Genomic DNA, 20,834 nt, shown 5'->3' on the forward strand with positions numbered 1-20,834 from the left:
CTCCTCATCAGGGTTGGGTGGTGGTGAACACGACGTCGACCCAGTAGTTGGACGTGGACGCGTTGCCGGGGAACCCGCCGGACCCGTAGGCGTACACGCCGTTCGGGCCGTCCTCCCCCGCGCGCAGGGCGTGCAGCGGCGGGGCGTCGACGCCCGCGTTCGCGAAGCCGCCGATGTTCGCCGAGTAGTGCCCGTTCGGCGCGAGGTAGGACACGATGTAGGTCGTCCCGGCCGTCACCTGCACTGGGCTGGAGAAGGTGACCTCCTGCCAGCCCTCGGCGGACTCGTTCGAGAACGTCGCAGTGGCGAGCCTGGTCCCGTCGGGCTTCCACAGGGACCCGGTGTGCGTCCCGGTGTTGCCCGCGCCCTTGTAGAAGCGGACGCCCGTGACCCAGCCACCCGAGTCGGCGCGGAACTTCATGCCGAGCTCCACCGACCCGTTGTCGTCCACGCTCGGGACCTGCGGCGCGCTCTCGTCCGCCCAGACCGAGCACGGGCACGTGCCCGGCGTGGTCTGCTTGGCCGTGGTGAACGACCAGGTCCGCGCCGACGCCAGCGTGTTGCCCGCGAGGTCCTTGGCGCCCTCCACCTTCACCGTGTACTTCGTCCGCCAGCCGAGCGCGGACGCCGGCGTGAAGGAGGACGTGCGGGTCGCCGGGTCGTAGGCCACCGATCCCGGCACCGCGGCGCCGCCGGGGCCGGTCACCGTGAACTGCACCGTGGCGCCCTGGACGGCCTCGTCGAACGTCACGGACGGGTGCACCGCCCGGGGGACGCTCGTCGCGCCGTCCGCGGGGCTGACCACGTCGATGGTCGGCGGCGAGGTGTCGCCAGGCGCGACGACCGAGAACACCGGGTCCACCCAGTAGTTCGCGGCGCCGTACGTCTGGTTCGGGAACCGCGAGGTCGCGCTGTAGACGTAGACCCCGTTGCCGCTCGCGGCGTCGTTGGACGGGGCGTGCAGCGGCGCGTTGTCGTAGGCGTTGCCGAAGAAGCCGCCGTCGGCCGAGTAGTTGCCCTTCGGTGCGAAGTAGGAGGCGACGTAGGTGACGCCGGCGCTCACCGGCACCGGAGCGGAGAACGTCAGCCGCTGCCAGCCGGACGTGGTCTCGCCGGTGAACGTCCCGGTGGCGAGACGGGTGCCGTCCGTCTTCCACAGGGATCCGGTGTGCGTCCCGGTGTTCCCCGGGCCCTTGTAGAAGCGGACGCCGGAGATCCAGCCGTTCTGGTCGGCGGTGAACTTCACGCCCGCTTCGAGGGAGTTGCCGTCACCGGACGAGGGGGTCGCGGGCGCCGCGTCGCTGGGGAACAGCGTGCACGGGCACGAGCCCGACGTGGTGAACGACCACTGCGTGGTGCCGGACATCGTGTTGCCCGCGATGTCCTTGGCGCCGCTGACGCTCGCGGTGTAGGTGGTCGCCGCCGCCAGCCCGGAGGACGGCGTGAACGTCGCCACCCGCCCGGACGAGTCGAGCGCCACCGTGCCGGAGACGGCCTGCCCGCCGGGACCCGCCACGGTGAACACCGGCGACCCGGACCGGACCGGCTCGTTGAACGTCGCGGTGATCTTGCTCCCGGTGGGGACGCTGGTGGCGTCGCTGCCGGGCCGCTTGGCGGTGACGGACGGGGCCGTCGTGTCCGGCGGCGGGTCGTAGACGACGTCCACCCAGTAGTTCGTCGCGCCGGACGTCTGGTTCGGGAATCCGCGCGCGCCGTACTTGTAGACGCCGTTCCCGCCGTCGCTGCTGGCGAGCGCCTTCAGCGGCGGGTTGTCGACCGCGCTGCTCAGGCCGCCGTAGTTCGCCGAATACCAGCCCTTGGTCGTGTGGTAGGACGCGACGTACGTCGTCCCGGCGGTGACGTGGACTGGTGTGGAGAACGTGACGTCCTGCCAGCCGAGCGTGGACTCATTGGAGAACGTCGCGGACGCGAGCTGCTGCCCGCCCGCCGTCCACAGGGTGCCGATGTGGGTCCCGTCGTTGTTGCGTCCCTTGTAGAAGCGGACGCCCTTGACGAACCCGTCGGCGTCGGCGGTGAACCGGACTCCGAGCTCCAGCTCGTTGGGGTCGTTGACGCCCTCGACCGCGGGCGTCGTGGAGTCGTTCCAGATGCTGCACGGGCACGCGCCCGGCTGCGGTGTCGGCTTGGCCGTCGTGAACGAGTAGGTGAAGTCCTGCATGGTGTTGCCCGCGTCGTCCTTGCCCCCGGTGACGGTCACCGTGAGCTTGGTGTTGTCGGGCAGCTGCGCGGACGGCGTGAAGGTCAGGACGGTCCTGGAGGCGTCCAGGCTCGCCGTCCCCGCGACGGTCGAGGTGCCGTTCTTCAGGGTGAAGACCGGGCTCCCGGCCTGCACGGGCTCACTGAACGTCACCGTCGGCTTCGTCGAGGTCTTGACGCTGGACGAGCCCGCGTACGGGGTGTTGTCCACGACGGTGGGCGCCATCGTGTCCGGCGGCTTGACCGTGACGAACAGCGGGTCCACGTAGTAGTTGCCGCCGCTGTAGGTCGAGGTGGGGAAGCCGCTGCTGCCCGACCGGTAGACGCCGTTCCCGGCGTCCGGCTCCGCCTTCGGCGCGGTCAGCGGCGGACGTTCGAGCGCGTTGATCGCGAAGAAGTTGCCGTCGGCCGCGTAGTGGCCGTTCGGCGCGAAGTAGGACACCACGTACGTCGCGCCCGCGTCGATCTGCACCGCGATCGGGAACATGGCCGTCTGCCAGCCCGTCGCGGTCTCGTCGGTGAAGGTCGTGGAGGCCAGCTTCGTGCCGTCGGCCTTCCACAGGGTCCCGGTGTGCGTCCCGGTGTTGCCGGTGCCCTTGTAGAACCGGACGCCGGTCACCCAGCCGGACACCGCCGACTTGAACTTCACCCCGGCCTCCAGCGACACCGTGTCGCTGTCGGCGGGCGTCGCCGGGACGACCGAGTCCCCGAACAGGCGGCAGGGGCAGCCCACGGCCACCGCCGTCCCGGCGCCCGGGGTCTCGATGTTGCCGCTGTCGTCCACCGCGCGCGTCTTGATCGCCACCGGGCCGTTGCCGGTCGCGTCCCACTTGTAGGTCCAGCTCGCCCGGCCGGTCGCGGGATGCCACGACGCGCCGTTGTCGGTGGACACCTCGACTCCGGCGACCCGCCCGCCGCCGCCGTCGGTGGCCGTCCCGGTGACGGTCACCGTCCGGCCGTTCACGATCTGCGTGTTCGCCACCGGCGAGGAGACCGTGGACACCGGCGCGGTGTGGTCGGTCGAGGCCGTCGCGCGCTTCAGGCTGCTGTCGAGGAGCTGGTACGGCTGCACGCCCATGTCGGCGAACAGGTTGATCGTCGCCTGCTGGATCCGCGGGTCGGGCGACGAGGGCGCCTCGGACGGCTTGTCGTGCTCGGCGTCCAGCCCCCACGACCACTGGACCGTCCCCGCGCCGAACACCAGCGCGCCGCTCGGCGCCCGGTACATCGTCAGGGAGTGCGTCGCCCTGCCCGGCGCGACGTTGAGGCCGTAGTCGATGAGCTTCTCGGGGACGTCCGCCGTCGTCGTCGACATCCGGAACAGGCCCGCCGGGCGGGCGCCGTTGTCGAGGTCCTCGTCCCACTCGTACCCGACGGTCTGGTCGGCGAGCGTCATCGTCGTCCCCGACGCCTGCTCCGCGACGGGTGTGCCGCGCCAGAGCCGCATCTTGCCGTCCGCCTCGGGGACCTTGAGCGCCACGCCGCAGCAGTTCACCGTCCAGATCGTGCCGGTCAGCCCGTTCTCGGGACGTCCTCCGTCCGAGGGCGGGCTGAACCGGGGATCGCGCCAGCTGCCCGTCCACGTGCTCGTCGGGTCGGTCTTGGCGTTGGCGCGGGTCTCCTTGTAGGTCACCAGCGTCCGGTAGGCGGCGCCGCCGGTGCCGTTCTCCCAGCGCGTCTTCCAGAACACCTCGTTGCCGCTGAAGAAGGCCAGGTGGACGCCCGCGTCGCGGGCGGCCTCCACGTTGGCGCGCTCGGCGCCCGACCAGTACTCGTCGTGCCCGACCGACAGGAACGTCTTGTGGTTCTTCAGCAGCGGGCCGCGCTGGTCGGCGTCGGCGCCGGCCATGTAGCTGACGTCGTACCCGTTCGACTCCAGGAAGCGGATCATCGGGTACTCGTTGGCGAAGACGAAGTCACGCCCCCACGGGGTGCCCTCGCGCGTGTCGAACGGGCGGTTGTAGCTGACCTTGACGGCCCGTCCCGGCGCGGCGGTGCTGTCACCGAAGTACAGGCTGTTGCCGCCCCACCTGTTGTACGCCTGCCAGGTCGTGTCGGACGTCTTGAACAGCACGTCGGAATGGCTCGCGTCGTTGCGGACGACGAACATGATGTGGTTGTCGTCGTTGGCCCCGTCGGTGCGGGAGATGTGCGCGAAGTAGACGCCGGACACCGCGTCGCCCGGAACCTGCCAGCTCGCCGACACGCCCCAGTTGCCGCAGTCGATGAGACCGGTGGCATCGTCGGTGAGACAGGACGGCTGGCGCTGCGGCAGCGCGGCCGAGGGCGTCACCGAGGCGACCTTCCGCGCGCCGTTGCCGCCGTAATAGCCCATCCGGTAAATGTCGATCGAGTACCGGCTCGCGGGCGTGTTCACTTTGAACTGGACCTGCTGACCGACATTGACACTGAAGTTCGCTGAGAAACCTTCGATGGTCTGCCCGCCACCGGAGATCTTCTCCCACTCCGACGACGGCGAACCAGGCTTGGAATTCTCGCACGCGATCGGATTTCCGCCGCTGTCGCACGGACCGGCGGCCGCCAGCACGGCCGGCTGGCCCAGCGCGGCCAGCCCCGTCACCACCAGCCCGGACACGAGCAGCAACAGCACCGTCACCCGGCTCGCCCGCTGCTTCCCGCCCCGATTCACGACACCCTCGACCAGACCATTAGTGCCCCTCAAGGCTCCGCCCCCGCCACAAGAACCGGGGCTCCCCTGAACGAGACCCCCGGCCCGCTTTCGATGAAACAGGCCGGCAAATAGCCGGCCCGGCGAAAGCACTCCGACTATAAGGTGGGCCGCACGGGGCGATGCCGGATTGGCCGGTGGTGGCCTCGGCGGTACACCTGCGTCACCTGTTCAGCAAGATCAGGCGTCCGCCGGAGGCTCCGTCCTTTTCGGCGTACTCCTCTCCGGTGCGCGGGCAGCGCCATCGGCCGTCGCCTTCGGGCTTCAGCGGCTCCCCGGCGCGGCCGACCCATCCGATCCGCTTCGCGGGGCTGCCCACCACGAGCGCGAAATCCGGGACGTCCCGGGTGACCACCGCGCCCGCGCCCACGAGGGCGTGGCGGCCGATCGTCCGCCCGGCGACGACGACGGCCCGCGCGCCGACCGAGGCGCCCTCCCGGACCGTGACGCCGAGCGCGTCCCAGTCGCCGGGGCGCTTGAGGCCGCCGTCCACGTCCGCCGAGCGCGGGTACAGGTCGTTGGTCAGCACGGCGGCGGGCCCGATGAACACCCCGTCCTCCAGCACCGCGGGCTCGTAGACCAGCGCGTGGTTCTGGAGCTTGACCCGGTCGCCGATGCGGACCCCCGGGCCGACGTAGGCGCCGCGCCCCACGATGCAGTCACGGCCGAGGACCGCGTCCTCGCGCACCTGCGCCAGATGCCAGATCGTGGTGCCGCCGCCGAGGGTCGCGCGCTCGTCGACGTCCGCGCTGGGAAGGATGCGGGCTTCGCCCATCAAGGTGCCTCCGGAAGGTGACTGGTTCATACTCTGCCGTTGTGGTGAGCATCGTGATCCCCGCGCACAACGAGGCCCGCGTCATCGGCCGCCTGCTGGACGGGCTGCTGGAGGCCGCCGAGCCCGGCGAGTTCGACATCGTGGTGGTGCCGAACGGCTGCACCGACGAGACCGCCCAGGTCGCGGGCTCCTACGGCCCTCCGGTCCGGGTGGTGGAGTCGCCGGAGGCGTCCAAGGCGGCGGCGCTGCGGCTCGGCGACGAGGCCGCCCGCGGCTTCCCCCGCCTGTACGTCGACGCCGACGTGGAGCTGCGCACCGCCGACGTGCGGGCGCTCGCGCAGGCCCTCGACCGGCCGGAAGTGGCCGCGGCGGCGCCGTCCCGCCGCCTGGACATGACGGGCCGGGCCTGGCCCGTCCGCTCCTACTACCGGGTGTGGACGCGGCTGCCCGAGGTGCGCCGCGGGCTGTTCGGCCGCGGCGTCGTCGGCGTCACCGAGGCGGGCCACGCCCGGCTCGCCGCGCTCCCCCGCGTGATCGCCGACGACCTGGCGTCCTCGCTGGCCTTCGGCGCCTCCGAGCGGGCCGTCGTCGACTCCGCCGTCGTCGTCGTGCACCCCCCGCGCACCCTCGGTGACCTGCTGCGCCGCAGGGAGCGCGCCGCCGCGGGCGTCGAGCAGCTGGAGGAGGCCGAGCTCGGCCAGCCCGGCGGATCGGCCCGCACCCGCCCGTCCGACCTCGTCGCGATGGTCCGGCACGAGCCGCGCCTCGCCCCGCACATGGCCGTCTTCCTGTCGGTGACGGTCCTGGCCCGCGCCCGGAGGTCCCGCCGCAAGGGCGACTACGGCACCTGGCAGCGGGACGAGAGCAGCCGCACCTGACCTCACCGCCGCGGCCACCCGGGCAGCCACTCCCGCCGTGCCGCCCACAGGCGGCGCCAGTCCTCGCCCCGCGCGGTCGCCCGCCCCTGCCGCTCCGGCCGCGCCGACAGCAGGCGGCTGAGCGTCGCCCGCGCGAGGACGCCGAGCGCGAGCAGGCCGACGGCGGCCTGGGCGAGGCCGGGCGGAAGGTGCCGGCGCAGCAGGGTGGCCTTGCCGGTGAACAGCAGCACCAGCTTGCCGATGCTGCTGGACGACCCGCCCACGTCGTGCTGGTAGACGCCCCGCCCGGTGACCGTCGGCCGGTAGCCGCGGGCCGCGGCCCGCAGGCACAGGTCGGCGTCCTCGGCGTACATGAAGAAGCCCTTGTCGAACCCGCCGGTCTCGTCCCAGGCCCGCCGCGAGACGAGCATGAACCCGCCGGTGACGACCGGGACGCGCCGGACCTGGTCCTCCCCCGTCCAGGGCCGCGGCGACTCGGGGTCGAAGATCCGGTTGCCCGGGAACACCGACGACAGCATGAACGCGAAGCAGAACGCGGGCCACAGCCCGGGCCTCCCCCACCACGACCGCGGATCGGCCGAGCCGTCGCGCCCGACGCACCGCCCGCCCGCGATCCCGATCGCCGGGTCCGAGCGCGCGCAGTCCAGCAGCGCCTCGACGCTGCCGGGCGCGGGCACGGTGTCGGGGTTGACGAACATCAGCCAGGGGAACCGGGCGCGCTCGGCGCCGGCATGGCAGCCGTGCGCGAACCCGCCGTTGTGGCCGGTCTCGATGACCCGCGCGTCCGGCGCCGCCGCCCGCGCCACGTCCGGCGTCTCGTCGCCCGAGTCGTTGTCGACGATGATCAGCTCCGCCGGATACCGCCCGGCCGCGTGCCGCAGCGCCGCCACGCAGTCGCCGATGTAGCGGGCGCTGCGGTAGGTCAGGACGATGATCGAGACGCCCTCGCCCTCCGGCACGGGGGCGTCCGCGCCGAGGAACGTGGTACCGCTGAGATCGGGCCGCACCGCATCCTCCCCCGGACCGTCCAAAGCTGGTTGACAGCGTGCACCATCGCACCCGCCGCGACCCGGATGCTGACCGGTCGTGGTCAGAGTGACCAACCTTGTCGTAACTTATCGCCTCATGTCCATCTGAGCTGCGGAGATTCCGTCCGCAGATCCCCGGACTCCCCGCTCGGCGCGCCCCCGGTGTGTCCAGGATGGGTCATGCCCTTCCCCCTGATGCCCGGCTACGACCACATCAACGTGGTCGCCGACCTCGACCCCGGCGCGGCACTGCGGGACATCGAGCTCGGTGAGCGGATCCGGGACTACCCCAAGCTCCTCCCGGCCGGCTCCCCCGACTTCGGCCACGCCGTGCAGACCGGCACCGAATGGCGGATCGGCTCGTCCGGCTCGTCCGACCCGTCCTCCGCCCGCTACTCCCTCGCGTTCGACCTCAGGCGGGACGCGGCGGACCTCGGGGAGGACCCCACCGCCCACGCCATGCGCGCCGCCGCCGACCGGCTCGACCCCGAGGACGGCGAGCAGCTCCCCAAGGACGAATGGGAGATCGGCGACCGCCGCTACCGCGTGATCCGCATGGAGCGCTTCGCGCTGATCGGCGACCGCACGATGGAACCACCCCGCGGCTGCGACGACACCCTCCGCGGCGACGACCCCCTCGCCGGCCACCTCATCGACCCCCGCGCCCCCGCCGGCCACTGGGAGGCCCAGCTGCGACTCAACCTCGTCGGCTTCACCGCCCTCCCCAGCACCGCCTCCGACGCCGCCCGGACCGAGACCCACCACGCCATCCTCACCCACCCCGGCGTCGTCCTGCTCCCGCCCTCCTTCACGGTGGTGGAGGTCGAGGGCGACACCTGGCGCCCCCTCACCGGCGGCGACCGCCCCGAGGAGGCCCGCCGCCGCCTGGCCCGCCACTTCTGCGACGTCCTCCCCCGCCTCCGCGAGTTCCAGGGCGACCCCGTCCCACCGGCCGAACGCGCCCGGTGGGCGGAGGCGTCCAAGCACATCGAGGCCACCACCGACCACACCTTCACGATCATGGACCGCGAGTTCCGCATCCTGCGCATCTCCAGAATGCTCCGCCTCGGCAAAGACGGCCCCGAAGCCCCCCGCCCCTCCGACTGAAGAAAGAGGCTCCGGTCATGGGAAAGCACAGCACGAAGGAGACCTGTCGACGCTGTGGCGGGTCTGGCACGATCGTCGTCGATTCGGATGGCAAGGACAGCCGAAGCCAGGAAACAAGAAGTTGCCCGGGGTGCGGAGGGACTGGAGAGGCATGAATCGGCGGCAGTTCATCCCGGACACGGTGTGGGTCCGTTCTGCCGACGGCTGGATGATCCCTCTCCACCGCGAGGACGACCCGGAAGGGTGGGCCCGCCTCTGTGACAGCGATGACCCGATCGTCACGCAGGTGGACGACGGCGCTGCGGAAATGGGCGCGCAGCCGACGAGTTCCAGCAGTGCTCCGTCGATCATGCGGCACATGATCGATGCGCTCGACCTGGAACCGGGGATGCGCGTGCTGGAGATCGGCACGGGAACCGGCTACAACGCGGCGATGCTCGCGAGGATCACCGGCGCCCGCAACGTGACGACGATCGAGGTCGATCCGGAGATCGCGGACCACGCCGGGCGCGCGCTGGAGAAAGCAGGGTTCCCGGTGACGGTGATCACCGGAGACGGCGCCCTCGGCAGTCCGGAGAACGCACTGTACGACCGGGTCATCGTGACGGCCTCGGTGCGGGACGTCCCCTATGCCTGGGTGGCGCAGAGCGTCACTCACGCCCGGATCCTGATGCCGTGGGGCAGTGATCTCTACTCGGGCGGCGTTCTGCTCCCCCTGACCGTCCTTGCCGACGGCACCGCCACCGGCCGGTTCACCAGGCCCGTTTCCTTCATGCGCCTACGGGAGCAGCGGCCAAGGCATGTGCCATGGCTCGACGACGAGCGGGACGGCGACTACACCCAGAGCACCGCGAGCGAATTCCCCCATGAGGTCTTCACACCGGGCTCGGACGCCAGGTTCGCGGTGGGAGCAGCGCTCCCCGGCGTGACCGACGGCAGGACAAGGAACCGCGACGGTGGTGAGACCTACCGGCTGTCGCATCACCTGACCGGGTCCTGGGCGGCCTTCACCCCCTCGTCCGGTGAACACGTCGTGCGCCAGCACGGCCCGCGCCGACTCTGGGACGAGCTCCAGCAGGCCCACGCGTGGTGGCTCTACGCCGGAAAGCCGAAACCCACGCGATTCGGCCTGACGGTGACCCCCGAAACACAGACCATCTGGCTGAATTCACCAGACACCCCAGTGCCCTGAACCACACGCCGCACCTCAAGCACTCAGCCGAGGACATCGAGGAGCCGCCCCTCCATATGCGTGCGACTTGAACCAAAGCCCTGCACAATGCGTGACAGAACGCGGACAATGAGTTGACATCCGAAGGGGGTGTCCCAAGCACCCCCGGACCGTCGCATGGCAGAAGGCAGAGGTCCACATGCTCAAGACACAACGTCCCGCCTGGGCCATCCGGCTCCAGGAGGAGCGCGAACTGCGGGGCTGGGGCCCCTTCGACATGGCCCGCCAGCTCCTGCGCACCGTCGGCGTCGAGAACCCCTCCCTCAGCCGGGTCAGGAACATGTACCGCCAGATCCTGCGCTGGGAGAACGGCGAGAACTACCCCGGCACCTGGGCCCCGGTCTACGCCGAGACCTTCGGCATCCCCCTGCACGAACTCTACCCCGAACCACCCCCGCGGCAGTCCGAAAGACTCAACAAGAAGAAGCTGGACACACTCGCCCAAGCAGACGTAAACGTGGAGATATCAACCCCCCTCCACGCGGGAGACGACGAGATGGAGCGTCGCGCCCTCATGCAACTGGCCGCACTTGGCATCGGCGCCGGTGCGTTCGGCTCCACCGGAGAACCCGTCCGGCAACTGCTCGCCCAAGCGCTCGACAGCGAATCGCGCGACCTTCACGACTGGCACCTGACGGTCTCCGACCACCTGCACGCCCTCCGCACCCGGGCGCCCGCACATGTCAGCACCAGTCTCATGATCGACCTCATCGCCGCCCAGCGTCAGTTGCACGACGGAAATGATGATGCAACAGACCTACGGCGGGTCATCGCCGCGCTGTCGATACTCCACGCGAACGCGCTCACCCGTCTCGGCGACCAGGGCGCCGCGATCCACTGGTCCCGAACAGCGCGCTCTGCAGCCGATATGTCCGGCGACCTCGACCTGCGGTTGATGGTCCGCTGCGAGGAGGCCGCCTACGGGCTCTACGGCCAGCGCGATATGGAGGGGGTGCTCTGTCTCATCGAGGACGCGGAGCGGATCGCAGGTGCCACCCCGTCCTTCTGGCTGGCCGACCTCTCAGGTACCAGGGCCAAGGCGTTGGCCCGACTCGGCAGGCTCACTGAGGCTAAGCAGGCGTTGAACACCTTCGTCGGATACGAAGGCGACGACGCCCGCACCAGCATCCTCCCCGGACTCGCAACGGGAAGTCAGGCACCATTCGCCGAGAGCTGGGTTTACGCACACGAGGGAGACCAGGCCAAGGCGGACGCGGCCCGTGAGCTCGTCCTGTCACGGACCCGCGACTACCAATACGGCGCCAACGTCCGGCTTCACGAGGCGCTATGCACCGTCGTCAACGGCGGAACCGACACCGGCGCCCGCCAGGCCACGCAAATCCTCGACGCCCTCCCGTCCACCCAGCAAAGCCACATGATCAACGACACCGGCCGAGCGATCCTGCAAGCCATCCCACGCGAACAACGCACCCGCCCCGCCGCACAAGACCTCCACGCCCTCCTCAACCAAAACCGCCCCAACCAGCATGACACCGTCCACACGGCAGGGCACGCGTAGTCAACCGGGGGGCGGCTAGAAGTCAGGCGCCACTGCATTCGCGGGTACCGTCCTCAACCGCATTCTCATAGTGCGATTCTCGCCCGCGGGGGAAAGGCGGACGCCACCTGTTGACGACCATTGGGACGCACCGGCCGGTATTGCGATTGCGATCCTCGCCCACCAGCGAAGGCGGGCGCCACAGGTCGGCGTACTTGCCGACGCCGGTGGTCTTGAACCCGTTGCGATCCTCGCCCGCCAGCGAAGGCGGGCGCCACCCTGCGTCAGTTCAAGCCCATCCCCATAGACCAATGGTTGCGATCCTCGCCCGCCAGCGAAGGCGGGCGCCACTGGCGGCCGTGTCCGGCCTGCGAGATCGGCTGTGCGGTTGCGATCCTCGCCCGCCAGCGAAGGCGGGCGCCACCACTCGTCCGCCCGGGTCCGAGCCGCACCCTCGGAGCGGTTGCGATCCTCGCCCGCCAGCGAAGGCGGGCGCCACCCCCACACGGCCGCTACCATGACCCGACCCGCACGAAGTTGCGATCCTCGCCCGCCAGCGAAGGCGGGCGCCACGCTGGGCCCGGAGCCGACCTTGGCCCTGCAACGCGCCGTTGCGATCCTCGCCCGCCAGCGAAGGCGGGCGCCACCCTCGCGGCCGCCGCTCTCCAGCGGCTCGAAGAAGTTGCGATCCTCGCCCGCCAGCGAAGGCGGGCGCCACAAGGCCAGCCACGCCAGCAGGCCACCCCCCGCCGCCACGTTGCGATCCTCGCCCGCCAGCGAAGGCGGGCGCCACCCCGCGACCTGCCACCGACTCTCCACCTCGGTGACGAGGTTGCGATCCTCGCCCGCCAGCGAAGGCGGGCGCCACTGGACGACGGGCAGGCAGTGGTGCTGATGCTGGTGGAGTTGCGATCCTCGCCCGCCAGCGAAGGCGGGCGCCACCGGCGCCCGGCGGGACGACCGTCGACAGGTCGGTGTCGGCGTTGCGATCCTCGCCCGCCAGCGAAGGCGGGCGCCACTGCCCCTGCGTGACCGCGCGCTTGGTCACCGTGGGCGTTGCGATCCTCGCCCGCCAGCGAAGGCGGGCGCCACTCAGTTACGCCACCCCCGAAATCCAGGAGCTGATCAGGTTGCGATCCTCGCCCGCCAGCGAAGGCGGGCGCCACCGGTGGCCGATCCGCATCGGGCGGCGGCGTACCTGGCGTTGCGATCCTCGCCCGCCAGCGAAGGCGGGCGCCACCCCGTCGCCTCCACCAGGAGATAGATCCCCCGCAGGTTGCGATCCTCGCCCGCCAGCGAAGGCGGGCGCCACCGGGAGTGACCGTCCACGGCATCACGTGGGTGCGGGTTGCGATCCTCGCCCGCCAGCGAGGCGGGCGCCACTGCTCCCCCGGACGATAATCCCACCTCTCACTCAAGTTGCGATCCTCGCCCGCCAGCGAAGGCGGGCGCCACACGTGCCCGGTGTGCCTTGGGCAGGGTGCCAAGTGTTGCGATCCTCGCCCGCCAGCGAAGGCGGGCGCCACGGCATTTGACCTGCAAGAACTACCGAACGCACTCCATACAACACCGTTCTGAAGTTCACAAAACCGGCAAAGTGCCTCAAAAGCAGTTCGAAACCTCCCAGGGATCTTATGTCCATTGGAGGTTCCGAAGCATTGCGATACCGACGGCGACTGAGGTCCAGTGGCCCTTGGCACGGTGTGAGCCTAACGGCCAGGGAGGAGGAGGTGACCTGGAGATGATTGTGTCGTTCAAGCTCTTGCGGTGTCCACGGAGCCGACAAGCAGGAAGGACGAACCGCCATCGCCAGCACCACCGTCACCGACCTCAATCCTCCACCGGCTCAGCACACCCCTGGTAGTAGCCGATGAGACGGCCGACGACGCTGAGCGCGCTCCTGCCCTCCCGTCCACCTCCACAATGACCCCGTTGTGAACGGCGAGCCTCACACGGGTTCGTTGACGGGCTACGCAGGCGGATTGAAACGGGACACGACAGGCTCACTCCAGCGCAGTGGACTGGCGCCGAGAATCTCGATGACCTCGGTGACGGTGAACTCGACCAGCCGCTGGGCGCCGGGCACCGCCGCAGCGTGCGCAGGGTCCCAGTCGGCACGCGCGGTGCCGGACAGGTGCAGAACGGCGCCAGTGAGCAGAGTTGCGGTGGATAGGTGTCTGCCATGCGAGGCCCCGGGTTGAAGTGCCCTGGATGTGCCCTGCCGGGATGGCTTCGGGAACTCTTGGGGATGCGGTTGGCAGGCCCCGAAATACTTTCGCCTGCCGGGCTACAGGCGTGTGGCGGCGAACAGCAGGGCCGCCATGCTGGTGCCGCTGACGATCTCTCCGGCCTCGACGAGGCCGGAGATCTCTTTAAGCGGAATCCACTCGATGCGTTCGGCCTCCCAATCCTCGGCTGGAGGACCGACGTGGGTGGCGCTGGCGGACCAGAAGATGTGGTGCCGGGAGTCGGAGATCCCTGGTGTGGGATGCACGACCGTCAAGGGATGCAGGGGGCCGGGACGCCAGCCGGTCTCTTCCTCGACCTCACGCGCAGCGGCGGCCGCGGGAGTCTCCTCGTTGCGGATCCCGCCGATCGGTATCTCCCAGCTCCAGGCGTCGGTGATGAAGCGGTGCCGCCACTCCAGGAGCACTCGCCGCTGAGCGTCCAGCACAACGGCGCCTGCGCCGCCGGTGCGGGACCGGATGACCCGGTGCTCCAGATGCCGTCCACCGGTGATCTCTACGTCGGCGAGGCGTATGTCGAGCCACGGATCGGTGTAGAGCGGCTTTTCGGAGTGGACCTTCCAGCGCACAGGCGAGCTCCCTCATTTCGATGGCGCGGCTCGCTCGTACGCTACTGCTCGCTTTGTGTCTGAAGCTGGGCGCGTCCCCGAAAGGCGCGTACGTCACTAGTGTCATAGGGGGCGAGCGCGCGAGCGAGGCCGGTCACGCGGTCATGGATACGGCCAGACTCCATACCCTCGGTGAGGTCCAGCATTCGATGCCCGGTCGCGGCGGCCCCCTCGGCGTTGCCGCGCTCCCCCTGGACGTGCGCGAGGGTCGCGAGCCGGTGCGCCTGCCCCCGCAGATGCGTCCCTTCCGAGGCTCGAACCGACTCTTCCGCGTAGGTCTGCGCGGCAGCCAGGTCCCCAAGGCGACGCAGGACATCGGCGTGCTGGGTCTCCACCAGGCCGGGCTGGACGTAGCCGGTCTCCGGCGGCTCGTCCTCCGGCCTGATCTGGATCTGCTCTGCCTTCGTCATGTGCTGGTGACTACTGGAGGTATCGCCAATCCGCGCATATGCCCTGGCCTGCAACGTGTGCAGGTCCACGGCCAGGGCGGGGGACAAATGACCATGAGCGCCGCGCAGCGCCGTCTGGGCGTACTGGAGGACGCGTCGATACTCACCCTGGTACATCGCCTGGTTCGCCAGCAGGGCCAGGCAGTAACCTCCGAACCCACGGCGTCCTGAAGCTTTGGCCATCCGCAGCGCGAACAGCAAATACCGCTGCGCAAGGGCCTGGCGGTCGGCGTCGTAGGCGGAGATGCCGGCGAGTGCGACGAGTCCGCCGGTTGCGCGTAGCAGCTCGCGGCCGGTGCTGTCGCTGTAGCCACCACGGATTAGTGGTCCGACCTGGTCGTGCAGGTAGGCGACGATCCGAGGCCGTACCGGGATGCCGCCGACCCGGCGGTACATCTGTTCGTAGCGGTCGCGGGCGGCACGCACCCGTGCCACATCGCTTCGGCCGACAGCGCGCGGCCCGTGATGTGACACATCGGTGTCATCGGGTGGGTTCTCCCATGCAAAGACAGGGGCCGTCGAGGCGGGGCCGACGAGAGGCCGAGTCCGCTCGACCGCGTCGCTGCGAAGGTGGTCCCCGCGCCACAGCGCGGTGGCCTGGTCGATCGCCGCCCGGAGTGGCGTATCCGAGAGGTCTCGGTAACCGCCACGGTCCATGCCGATGTCGGCGAAGGTGAGCGTCCGGCCGACCGCCGAGCCCAACACTTGGCAGATAAGGCGAGGCGCCTCGCCACGCGGGATGGCGTTGTCTCGCACCCAGCGTCGCACAGAGGCATGGTCGTAGCGGGTGGAGCGGCCCTGGTTTAAGCGACTGGCCAGACCGGCGTAGGACATGCCGGCCTCGTCGATCAGGGCGTCTAGAAGCAAGTTGGCCTCTGCCACGACATACCTTCCCTCGTCACCGGCAGTGTAGGAGCGACCTCTGTGCGTGTTGAAGCGCTCGCCGAATTTTGTTTCACACCCCGTGTGAAACGCGTGTCAGGGAGCACCTCGGTTCACACCTGCCCGCTGGCACTAGAAGCGGCTTTCCTGGATCCACCCCCGATTTGGAGGGAGGACATGGCTGCTTCTCGACGAGACATCCGACGCACGGGGTGGTCGCTCTGGGCGGAAGGCCGGCCAGCGGAAGGCCGGCCAGGAGAAGCTCAGACACTCTAGGCGACACGCCTCAGGTTCCTGACCAAGTCAGAGATGCGCGGGCCTGGTTCACACACCTCGCGCGGCTACCGAGGCGGGGGCTACGCGCTCAGCTTGATGAGCAGGAGATCCTCGCCGCTCGGATCCTCGAACCAGCGAGACAGCAGTCGTGCGGGTCACGTGACCCGCAAACGCAGCAATCAATAGGGCGGCTCCGGACGCGGTGATCTCACCCACCGGCCGGGGCCTGACCGAAAGGCACTTCGGCTATGGGCAAGGTACAGCAGCCGCCGGGAGCGGACGCCGTACGGGAGTGGAAGGCGGCGTTGCGGGAGGAGTTCCCGGGCTGGTCGATCATCCACACCACCGACACCGGCCGGTGGTGGGCGACGCGGCCGACCGGGCGTACCGAGGGACGCGGCCCCTTCGGGGGGCGGCCGGCGAGCGAGTTGGACGCCGACACCGCCGAGGGGCTGCGCGAGAACCTGCGCGAGGTCACCGACGCCGAGGCCGACGGGAGGCCCGCGTGGTGAGCGGGCACGAGGCGGTCATCCGCGCGATGGGCGGGGAGTTCCCCGGCTGGCAGATCGAGGGCAGTGACGACGCGCTCGGCATCGACTGGCAGGCCGGCCGTCCGCCGGCGCCGGACCACGGCGGGATCGTCGCGACTTACGCCGACAGCCTCCTGGTGCTTCGGAAACTGCTGGAGGCGGCGCAGGACCGCGACCACCGGCTGGCGGTGCGGACGCTGGCCGCCAGGCTGGGCGAGCGCGGCGTCACCGTCCGCACCTACCAGGCCAACTTGATCGTCACCGGGCCGGACGAGCGGGAGCTGATCGTCATCTGCGGGCGCGCGGTGTTCAGGTGGGCGATGGGCGAGGAGATCGGGCCCGTCACCGGCATGGACCGCGCGGTGCAGGACGTCGCCGACGCCGCGAAGGCGGGCTCGTCGTGAGCGCGCCGATCCCGCCGGACGCCCCGTTCACCCCGCTCGCCCTGACGTCCGGCCATCAGGCGCCGACGCGGTTCCCGGGCCGGGTGCGGCACTGGCGCGGCGAGGCCACCGGCCGCTACTGGGCGCTGGTGCCCTGGCCCTGGAACGACGTGGGCTACCGGCTGGTCGAGGGCGTGACCCTGGACGACCTGGCCGAACAGGTCGAGCAGCTGCTGGAAAGCATCGCCGCGCGGGGCGGCGGCGTGCCAGGAGCCGGGGGCGGCGCCGCAGCAGCCGCGCCGCCCCTTCCCACCGGGCACGGGGCCCGGGCCGTCGCGGCCTGCTCACCCGGGCCGTCGCGCGGCGCCCGGCCGGGCCACCACCCCCAGGCCCCGGTCCCGGCGCCGCGCGGCGCGGCCCCCGTCACCGCAGGGGGCACTGGTGCGCGTCTATGAGGCCGGACCCCTGGAAGACCCGGTAGCGGGAGCCTGGACGTGGTGGTGGCTGCTGGGCACCCCCCGACACGTCTACCCGATGGTCGTATGGCCGACGCCGCAGAGCGGGGCCGCAGCCAGCCGTACGACGGCGTCGCGGCGGGAGGACCCCTCCTCCCGCCGCCGCGCGACCCTCCCGCAGGAGCAGGCCCGGTGAGCGGCGGCTACGAGGTCATCGGCGACACCACGATGATCATCGTCGTGGACGCCCGTACCGGGGATGTAGTGGGCGCCGCCTACTCCGAGGAGGACGACCCGCGGTGGTGGCGCGGCATCCTGCACGGCCGGGTCCGCCGCCTGTTCGTCCCGGCGCACCTGCCCAATCTGCACCTGGACGTCGTCCGGCGACTCCAGCGCTAGACCCCATGGCCTCGGGGCGGCCGGGTGAGCATCCGCCCGGGGCCATGGCCTGATGTCAGGGATCCTCGTGCCCGAGTCGGACGAGACGTCCTACGGGCGCGAATAGTGCCGGGGGCGGCGCGGCCGCGATACCAACCGCTGCGGTTGGCCGCGCCGCCTCCTGAGGCCGGCGATCCACCATTGAGGTGCGCCCGCACACCAAACATCATGAACTTGGCGATCTTCGCCCACCTTGTCGGTGACGACCTCCTCAGTCGACTTGGATTGCCAAGAGCAAGGTCGAGCGCTGGTGGCCCGCCCTGGTTCACGGCGCCGTGTACGCCACCCCGTTCGCTCCGCTGTCCCCGGAACCGGTGGCGCTGGCACTGATCGGCGGGACGGCGTTCGCCGATCCCGATCACGCGCTGACCTACCTGGAGTCGCGAGCGGCGGGGCGTCCGGACGCCACCTCATCGGCCGTAGCGCTCCGCCGCTGAGGGCGGACGCCACCCAGAGGAGATTGGCGCGAAGATCGCCTCTATGGCGTTGCGATCCTCGTCCGCCGGTGAGGGCGGACGCCATCTTCGGCCACGTGGTGGGGGTGGTGGAGGACACAGAGTTGCGATCCTCGTCCGCCTGTGAGGGCGGACGCCACCGGACTTGACCTGCAACAACTACTGAGCGTGTTCCACGAACCATCGTCCTGAAGTTCACAGGACCGGCAAAGTACCCCAAAAGAAGTTCGGAACCGCCCAGGAATCCTATGTCCATTGAAGGTTCCGAAGCATCGAGATACCGACGGCGACGGACTTCCAGTGTCCCTTGGCGCGGTGTGAGCCTAACGGCCAGGAAGGAATGGTTGACCTGGAGTGATGGACCCGATAACCCGCTTGCCATCCTAAACCGTCTGACCTTGCTACATTCCTCGCCCGCCTGCGAAGGCGGACGCCCCCAAGAGTGCGGCGAGGTCGATGGAGATCACCTCGTCGCGATCCTCGTCCGCTGGCGAGGGCGGACGCCACGCCACCGGCCGTCATCGCCCCACGGCTATCCACAGTTACCGCCGGGCTGGCCCCGGGCCGGGCTGGAGCTGCCGAGGGCTCACGTAAACGCAAACCGGGGTGTCCACGGATCAACGTGGCTGCGCAGCGGCGGGTGTAATGGTCACACCACCGTCGGACCGGTACCGACACTCGGATGACAGAGCGTTCGCATCCCTCTTGCGGCCCCGCGCGGGCAGGCAACGCTTGATGGGCACCCCAAGGCGAACCCCCACCCGTGGAGGGGCTGATGGCTTTACGGTTCTACGGCAAAGGCAACAAGACGGATCAGTGTCCGGCGGTGTTCTGGCATCCGGCGCCTGAGCGGATCTACTTCCAAGGTGACAAGGTGACTGAACCCAAGCTCCTGGACGAGAGCACCTCGCACAGCCCGATGTTGCCCGGGGAGGCCGTCGTCGCCCTGCCGCCGCACATGGCGGCGATCATCATGGAGGCCGCCCGTGAGTTCCTCGCAGCCCACCCCGAAGTCGTTCAGCGACCTGTTGAAGGTGTGCAAGCGGTCGGCTCTGAAGCTGGAGCTGCGTGACGTCTATCTGCCGAACGATCCGGCCTACCTGGCGTGACAGAAAGGTGAGCCGGAGGAGACCTACCGGCTGTACTCGCCTTGGACGGACACGGTCCGCAATGCGGTAGCCCGCGGACTGGACGTGCGACGCGTGCGGGTCGTGTCCGAGCCGGTAAGCGACTACATCCGTTTCGAGCACGCGGTGACTGAGCGCGTAAACGTCGCGGGCGGCGAACGAATTAGGTGGCTTTCCCGCGCACGTACGTGGGATCTGTTGCTCCCAGGCTGTGACCTGTGGCTGGTCGATGACGAGACCGCCCTGTTCTACTTCTTCGCCCCGGACGGTGAGCCGGTCGGCTCCCAAGCAAGCACGCACCCGGCGATCGTGTCTCGCTGTGTCGATGCTGTGGCGGCGGCCTGGGGTCGCGGGATCGACCACGCGGATTACCGCCCCTAACCACCGCTCAGCCGATCCTGTGACCACCTCGCCCTCGTCGTCCGCGCAAGCCGCCCGGCAGCGGTTGGCCGATGTCACGCCACATGTGGTGCGGTGGTCATCGACGGCACCCGGCGCCTGCTGCTCATCCAGCACATCGCGCTTCAGCGGTGGCTCCTGCCCGGCGGGCACCTGGAGCCGGGCGACGACACGTTGCCTTACGCGGCGCTGCGTGAACTGGAGGAGGAGACCGGGATCTCCTGGCATGGCGCGGTCGCCCCACCCGGCCACGACGTGACCCCGGTCGACATCGACGTGCACACGATCCCCGCCAACCCAGCCAAGGACGAACCCGAACACTGGCACGCCGACTTTCGTTGGGCTCTCTGGGTCCAGGGGCCCAAGGTGGTGCTCCAGGCAGAAGAGGTCGAAGGCTACGGCTGGCGGCCCGTCAGCGAGGCCCCCACGCCGAAGCTGGCCGCCAAGCTGGCGCACTGGGGAGCCGCACACATCGGCGGCTCCATCGACAACGTGACCGTTCCCGTGGCCGCCGCGCGATGCTAGGGATTGGACGCCGTGCACCAGTTCGCGGAGACCTTGGGCGTCGTAAGCGGCGGCGCAGGTGGCGTGGTGTTCGCACTTGTCGCAGCGGGCGGCATGTTGAACGGGTTCCATCGCGTTCGATGGCGTGATGGCGTCGGCGTGGCCTCCACGCTGCACAGGTCGAGCCCCTAGACGCGGCTTCCGGCGGCGCCGCGGGTGCGGTCCTCGCGGACATACCGCTGCGGTGCCTCGGCCTTTACGTGGCCTGCTTGGAGCAGGCAACTTTGTGGCGGGCGTGCGGCCGTGAGGCGGCGGCCGGGTGGGCCTGCCGGTAAGACGTGGTCCTCGCCCGTCATTGAAGGCGGACGCCACCGCGTGAGCGACACCCGTCCTCGGGGTTGCAGTTGCGATCCTTGTCCACCGGTGAAGGCGGACGCCACCCGTCAGCACCGGCAGGTCACGGCCGCCGATCGTGACGTTGCGATCCTCGTCCACCGGTGAAGGCGGGCGCCACATGTCGTGCCAGCCCTCCCGCAGCCGGCTGGTGATCAGGTTGCGATCCTCGTGCACCGGTGAAGGCGGGCGCCACCTCGGCGTGGTCTCCGACAAGTACCAGGTGATCCAGTTGCGATCCTCGTCCACCGGTGAAGGCGGGCGCC

At 70.1% G+C, this 20,834-nt stretch carries 17 protein-coding genes and 1 CRISPR repeat array; of the genes, 12 read left to right on the plus strand and 5 right to left on the minus strand.

The window, feature by feature from the left end:
- Window positions 1-7: 7 nt before the first annotated feature.
- Window positions 8-4,867 (minus strand): DUF4082 domain-containing protein, encoded by a 4,860-nt coding sequence (locus tag AGRA3207_RS12120; RefSeq protein WP_231334702.1) that lies wholly within the window; start codon window positions 4,865-4,867, stop codon window positions 8-10.
- Window positions 4,868-5,069: 202 nt separating this feature from the next.
- On the minus strand, window positions 5,070-5,681 hold the full coding sequence (locus AGRA3207_RS12125; RefSeq protein WP_231334703.1) for an acyltransferase: 612 nt from the start codon (window positions 5,679-5,681) through the stop codon (window positions 5,070-5,072).
- Between the two features lie 44 nt (window positions 5,682-5,725).
- Here AGRA3207_RS12125 and AGRA3207_RS12130 point away from each other — a divergent pair, with 44 nt between their 5' ends.
- On the plus strand, window positions 5,726-6,559 hold the full coding sequence (locus tag AGRA3207_RS12130; protein WP_231334704.1) for a glycosyltransferase family 2 protein: 834 nt from the start codon (window positions 5,726-5,728) through the stop codon (window positions 6,557-6,559).
- Between the two features lie 2 nt (window positions 6,560-6,561).
- On the opposite strand, the gene AGRA3207_RS12135 is transcribed toward AGRA3207_RS12130, so the two are convergent.
- A complete protein-coding gene (locus AGRA3207_RS12135) occupies window positions 6,562-7,566 on the minus strand; it encodes a glycosyltransferase family 2 protein (protein WP_231334705.1) in 1,005 nt (334 codons plus the stop codon).
- Window positions 7,567-7,767: 201 nt separating this feature from the next.
- Between AGRA3207_RS12135 and AGRA3207_RS12140 the strand changes: the two genes are divergently transcribed.
- From AGRA3207_RS12140 to AGRA3207_RS12150, 3 genes are all read left to right on the plus strand, one after another.
- On the plus strand, window positions 7,768-8,694 hold the full coding sequence (locus AGRA3207_RS12140; RefSeq protein ID WP_231334706.1) for a DUF5954 family protein: 927 nt from the start codon (window positions 7,768-7,770) through the stop codon (window positions 8,692-8,694).
- 151 nt (window positions 8,695-8,845) lie between these two features.
- Complete coding sequence (locus AGRA3207_RS12145; protein WP_231334707.1) at window positions 8,846-9,886, plus strand: methyltransferase domain-containing protein; 1,041 nt, start codon at window positions 8,846-8,848, stop codon at window positions 9,884-9,886.
- 178 nt (window positions 9,887-10,064) lie between these two features.
- The gene (locus AGRA3207_RS12150; protein WP_231334708.1) at window positions 10,065-11,444 is read left to right on the plus strand and encodes a hypothetical protein; all 1,380 of its coding nucleotides are present in this window, start codon (window positions 10,065-10,067) and stop codon (window positions 11,442-11,444) included.
- A 145-nt stretch (window positions 11,445-11,589) separates the two neighbouring features.
- Window positions 11,590-12,736: direct repeats of the CRISPR family, unit length 37 nt; unit sequence GTTGCGATCCTCGCCCGCCAGCGAAGGCGGGCGCCAC.
- 974 nt (window positions 12,737-13,710) lie between these two features.
- Here AGRA3207_RS12150 and AGRA3207_RS12155 read toward each other — a convergent pair.
- Together AGRA3207_RS12155 and AGRA3207_RS12160 are read right to left on the minus strand one after the other, a co-directional pair.
- A complete protein-coding gene (locus AGRA3207_RS12155; protein WP_231334709.1) occupies window positions 13,711-14,238 on the minus strand; it encodes an NUDIX domain-containing protein in 528 nt (175 codons plus the stop codon).
- A gap of 41 nt (window positions 14,239-14,279) precedes the next feature.
- Window positions 14,280-15,608, minus strand: coding sequence for an NsdA family TPR-like regulatory protein (locus AGRA3207_RS12160; RefSeq protein ID WP_231334710.1), 1,329 nt, complete (start codon window positions 15,606-15,608; stop codon window positions 14,280-14,282).
- A 524-nt stretch (window positions 15,609-16,132) separates the two neighbouring features.
- Between AGRA3207_RS12160 and AGRA3207_RS12165 the strand changes: the two genes are divergently transcribed.
- The 8 genes from AGRA3207_RS12165 to AGRA3207_RS12200 all read left to right on the plus strand — a co-directional run bounded on the left by AGRA3207_RS12165 (window position 16,133) and on the right by AGRA3207_RS12200 (window position 20,196).
- Window positions 16,133-16,396 carry a hypothetical protein gene (locus AGRA3207_RS12165; RefSeq protein ID WP_231334711.1) on the plus strand — a complete coding sequence of 88 codons (264 nt, stop codon included), beginning with the start codon at window positions 16,133-16,135 and terminating at the stop codon, window positions 16,394-16,396.
- A complete protein-coding gene (locus AGRA3207_RS12170; RefSeq protein WP_231334712.1) occupies window positions 16,393-16,818 on the plus strand; it encodes a hypothetical protein in 426 nt (141 codons plus the stop codon). Before AGRA3207_RS12165 ends, AGRA3207_RS12170 begins: the two co-directional genes overlap by 4 nt.
- Window positions 16,815-17,252 (plus strand): hypothetical protein, encoded by a 438-nt coding sequence (locus AGRA3207_RS12175; RefSeq protein ID WP_231334713.1) that lies wholly within the window; start codon window positions 16,815-16,817, stop codon window positions 17,250-17,252. Before AGRA3207_RS12170 ends, AGRA3207_RS12175 begins: the two co-directional genes overlap by 4 nt.
- 87 nt (window positions 17,253-17,339) lie before the next feature.
- On the plus strand, window positions 17,340-17,651 hold the full coding sequence (locus AGRA3207_RS12180; protein WP_231334714.1) for a hypothetical protein: 312 nt from the start codon (window positions 17,340-17,342) through the stop codon (window positions 17,649-17,651).
- A 314-nt stretch (window positions 17,652-17,965) separates the two neighbouring features.
- A complete protein-coding gene (locus tag AGRA3207_RS12185) occupies window positions 17,966-18,127 on the plus strand; it encodes a hypothetical protein (RefSeq protein WP_231334715.1) in 162 nt (53 codons plus the stop codon).
- Window positions 18,128-18,920: 793 nt separating this feature from the next.
- Window positions 18,921-19,217 (plus strand): hypothetical protein, encoded by a 297-nt coding sequence (locus AGRA3207_RS12190; protein ID WP_231334716.1) that lies wholly within the window; start codon window positions 18,921-18,923, stop codon window positions 19,215-19,217.
- A 67-nt stretch (window positions 19,218-19,284) separates the two neighbouring features.
- Window positions 19,285-19,653, plus strand: coding sequence for a DUF6879 family protein (locus AGRA3207_RS12195; RefSeq protein WP_338028297.1), 369 nt, complete (start codon window positions 19,285-19,287; stop codon window positions 19,651-19,653).
- 93 nt (window positions 19,654-19,746) lie between these two features.
- Complete coding sequence (locus AGRA3207_RS12200) at window positions 19,747-20,196, plus strand: NUDIX hydrolase (protein WP_231334718.1); 450 nt, start codon at window positions 19,747-19,749, stop codon at window positions 20,194-20,196.
- The last annotated feature ends 638 nt before the right edge of the window (window positions 20,197-20,834 follow it).

The sequence above is a fragment of the Actinomadura graeca genome, from assembly GCF_019175365.1.
GTDB lineage: Bacteria > Actinomycetota > Actinomycetes > Streptosporangiales > Streptosporangiaceae > Spirillospora > Spirillospora graeca.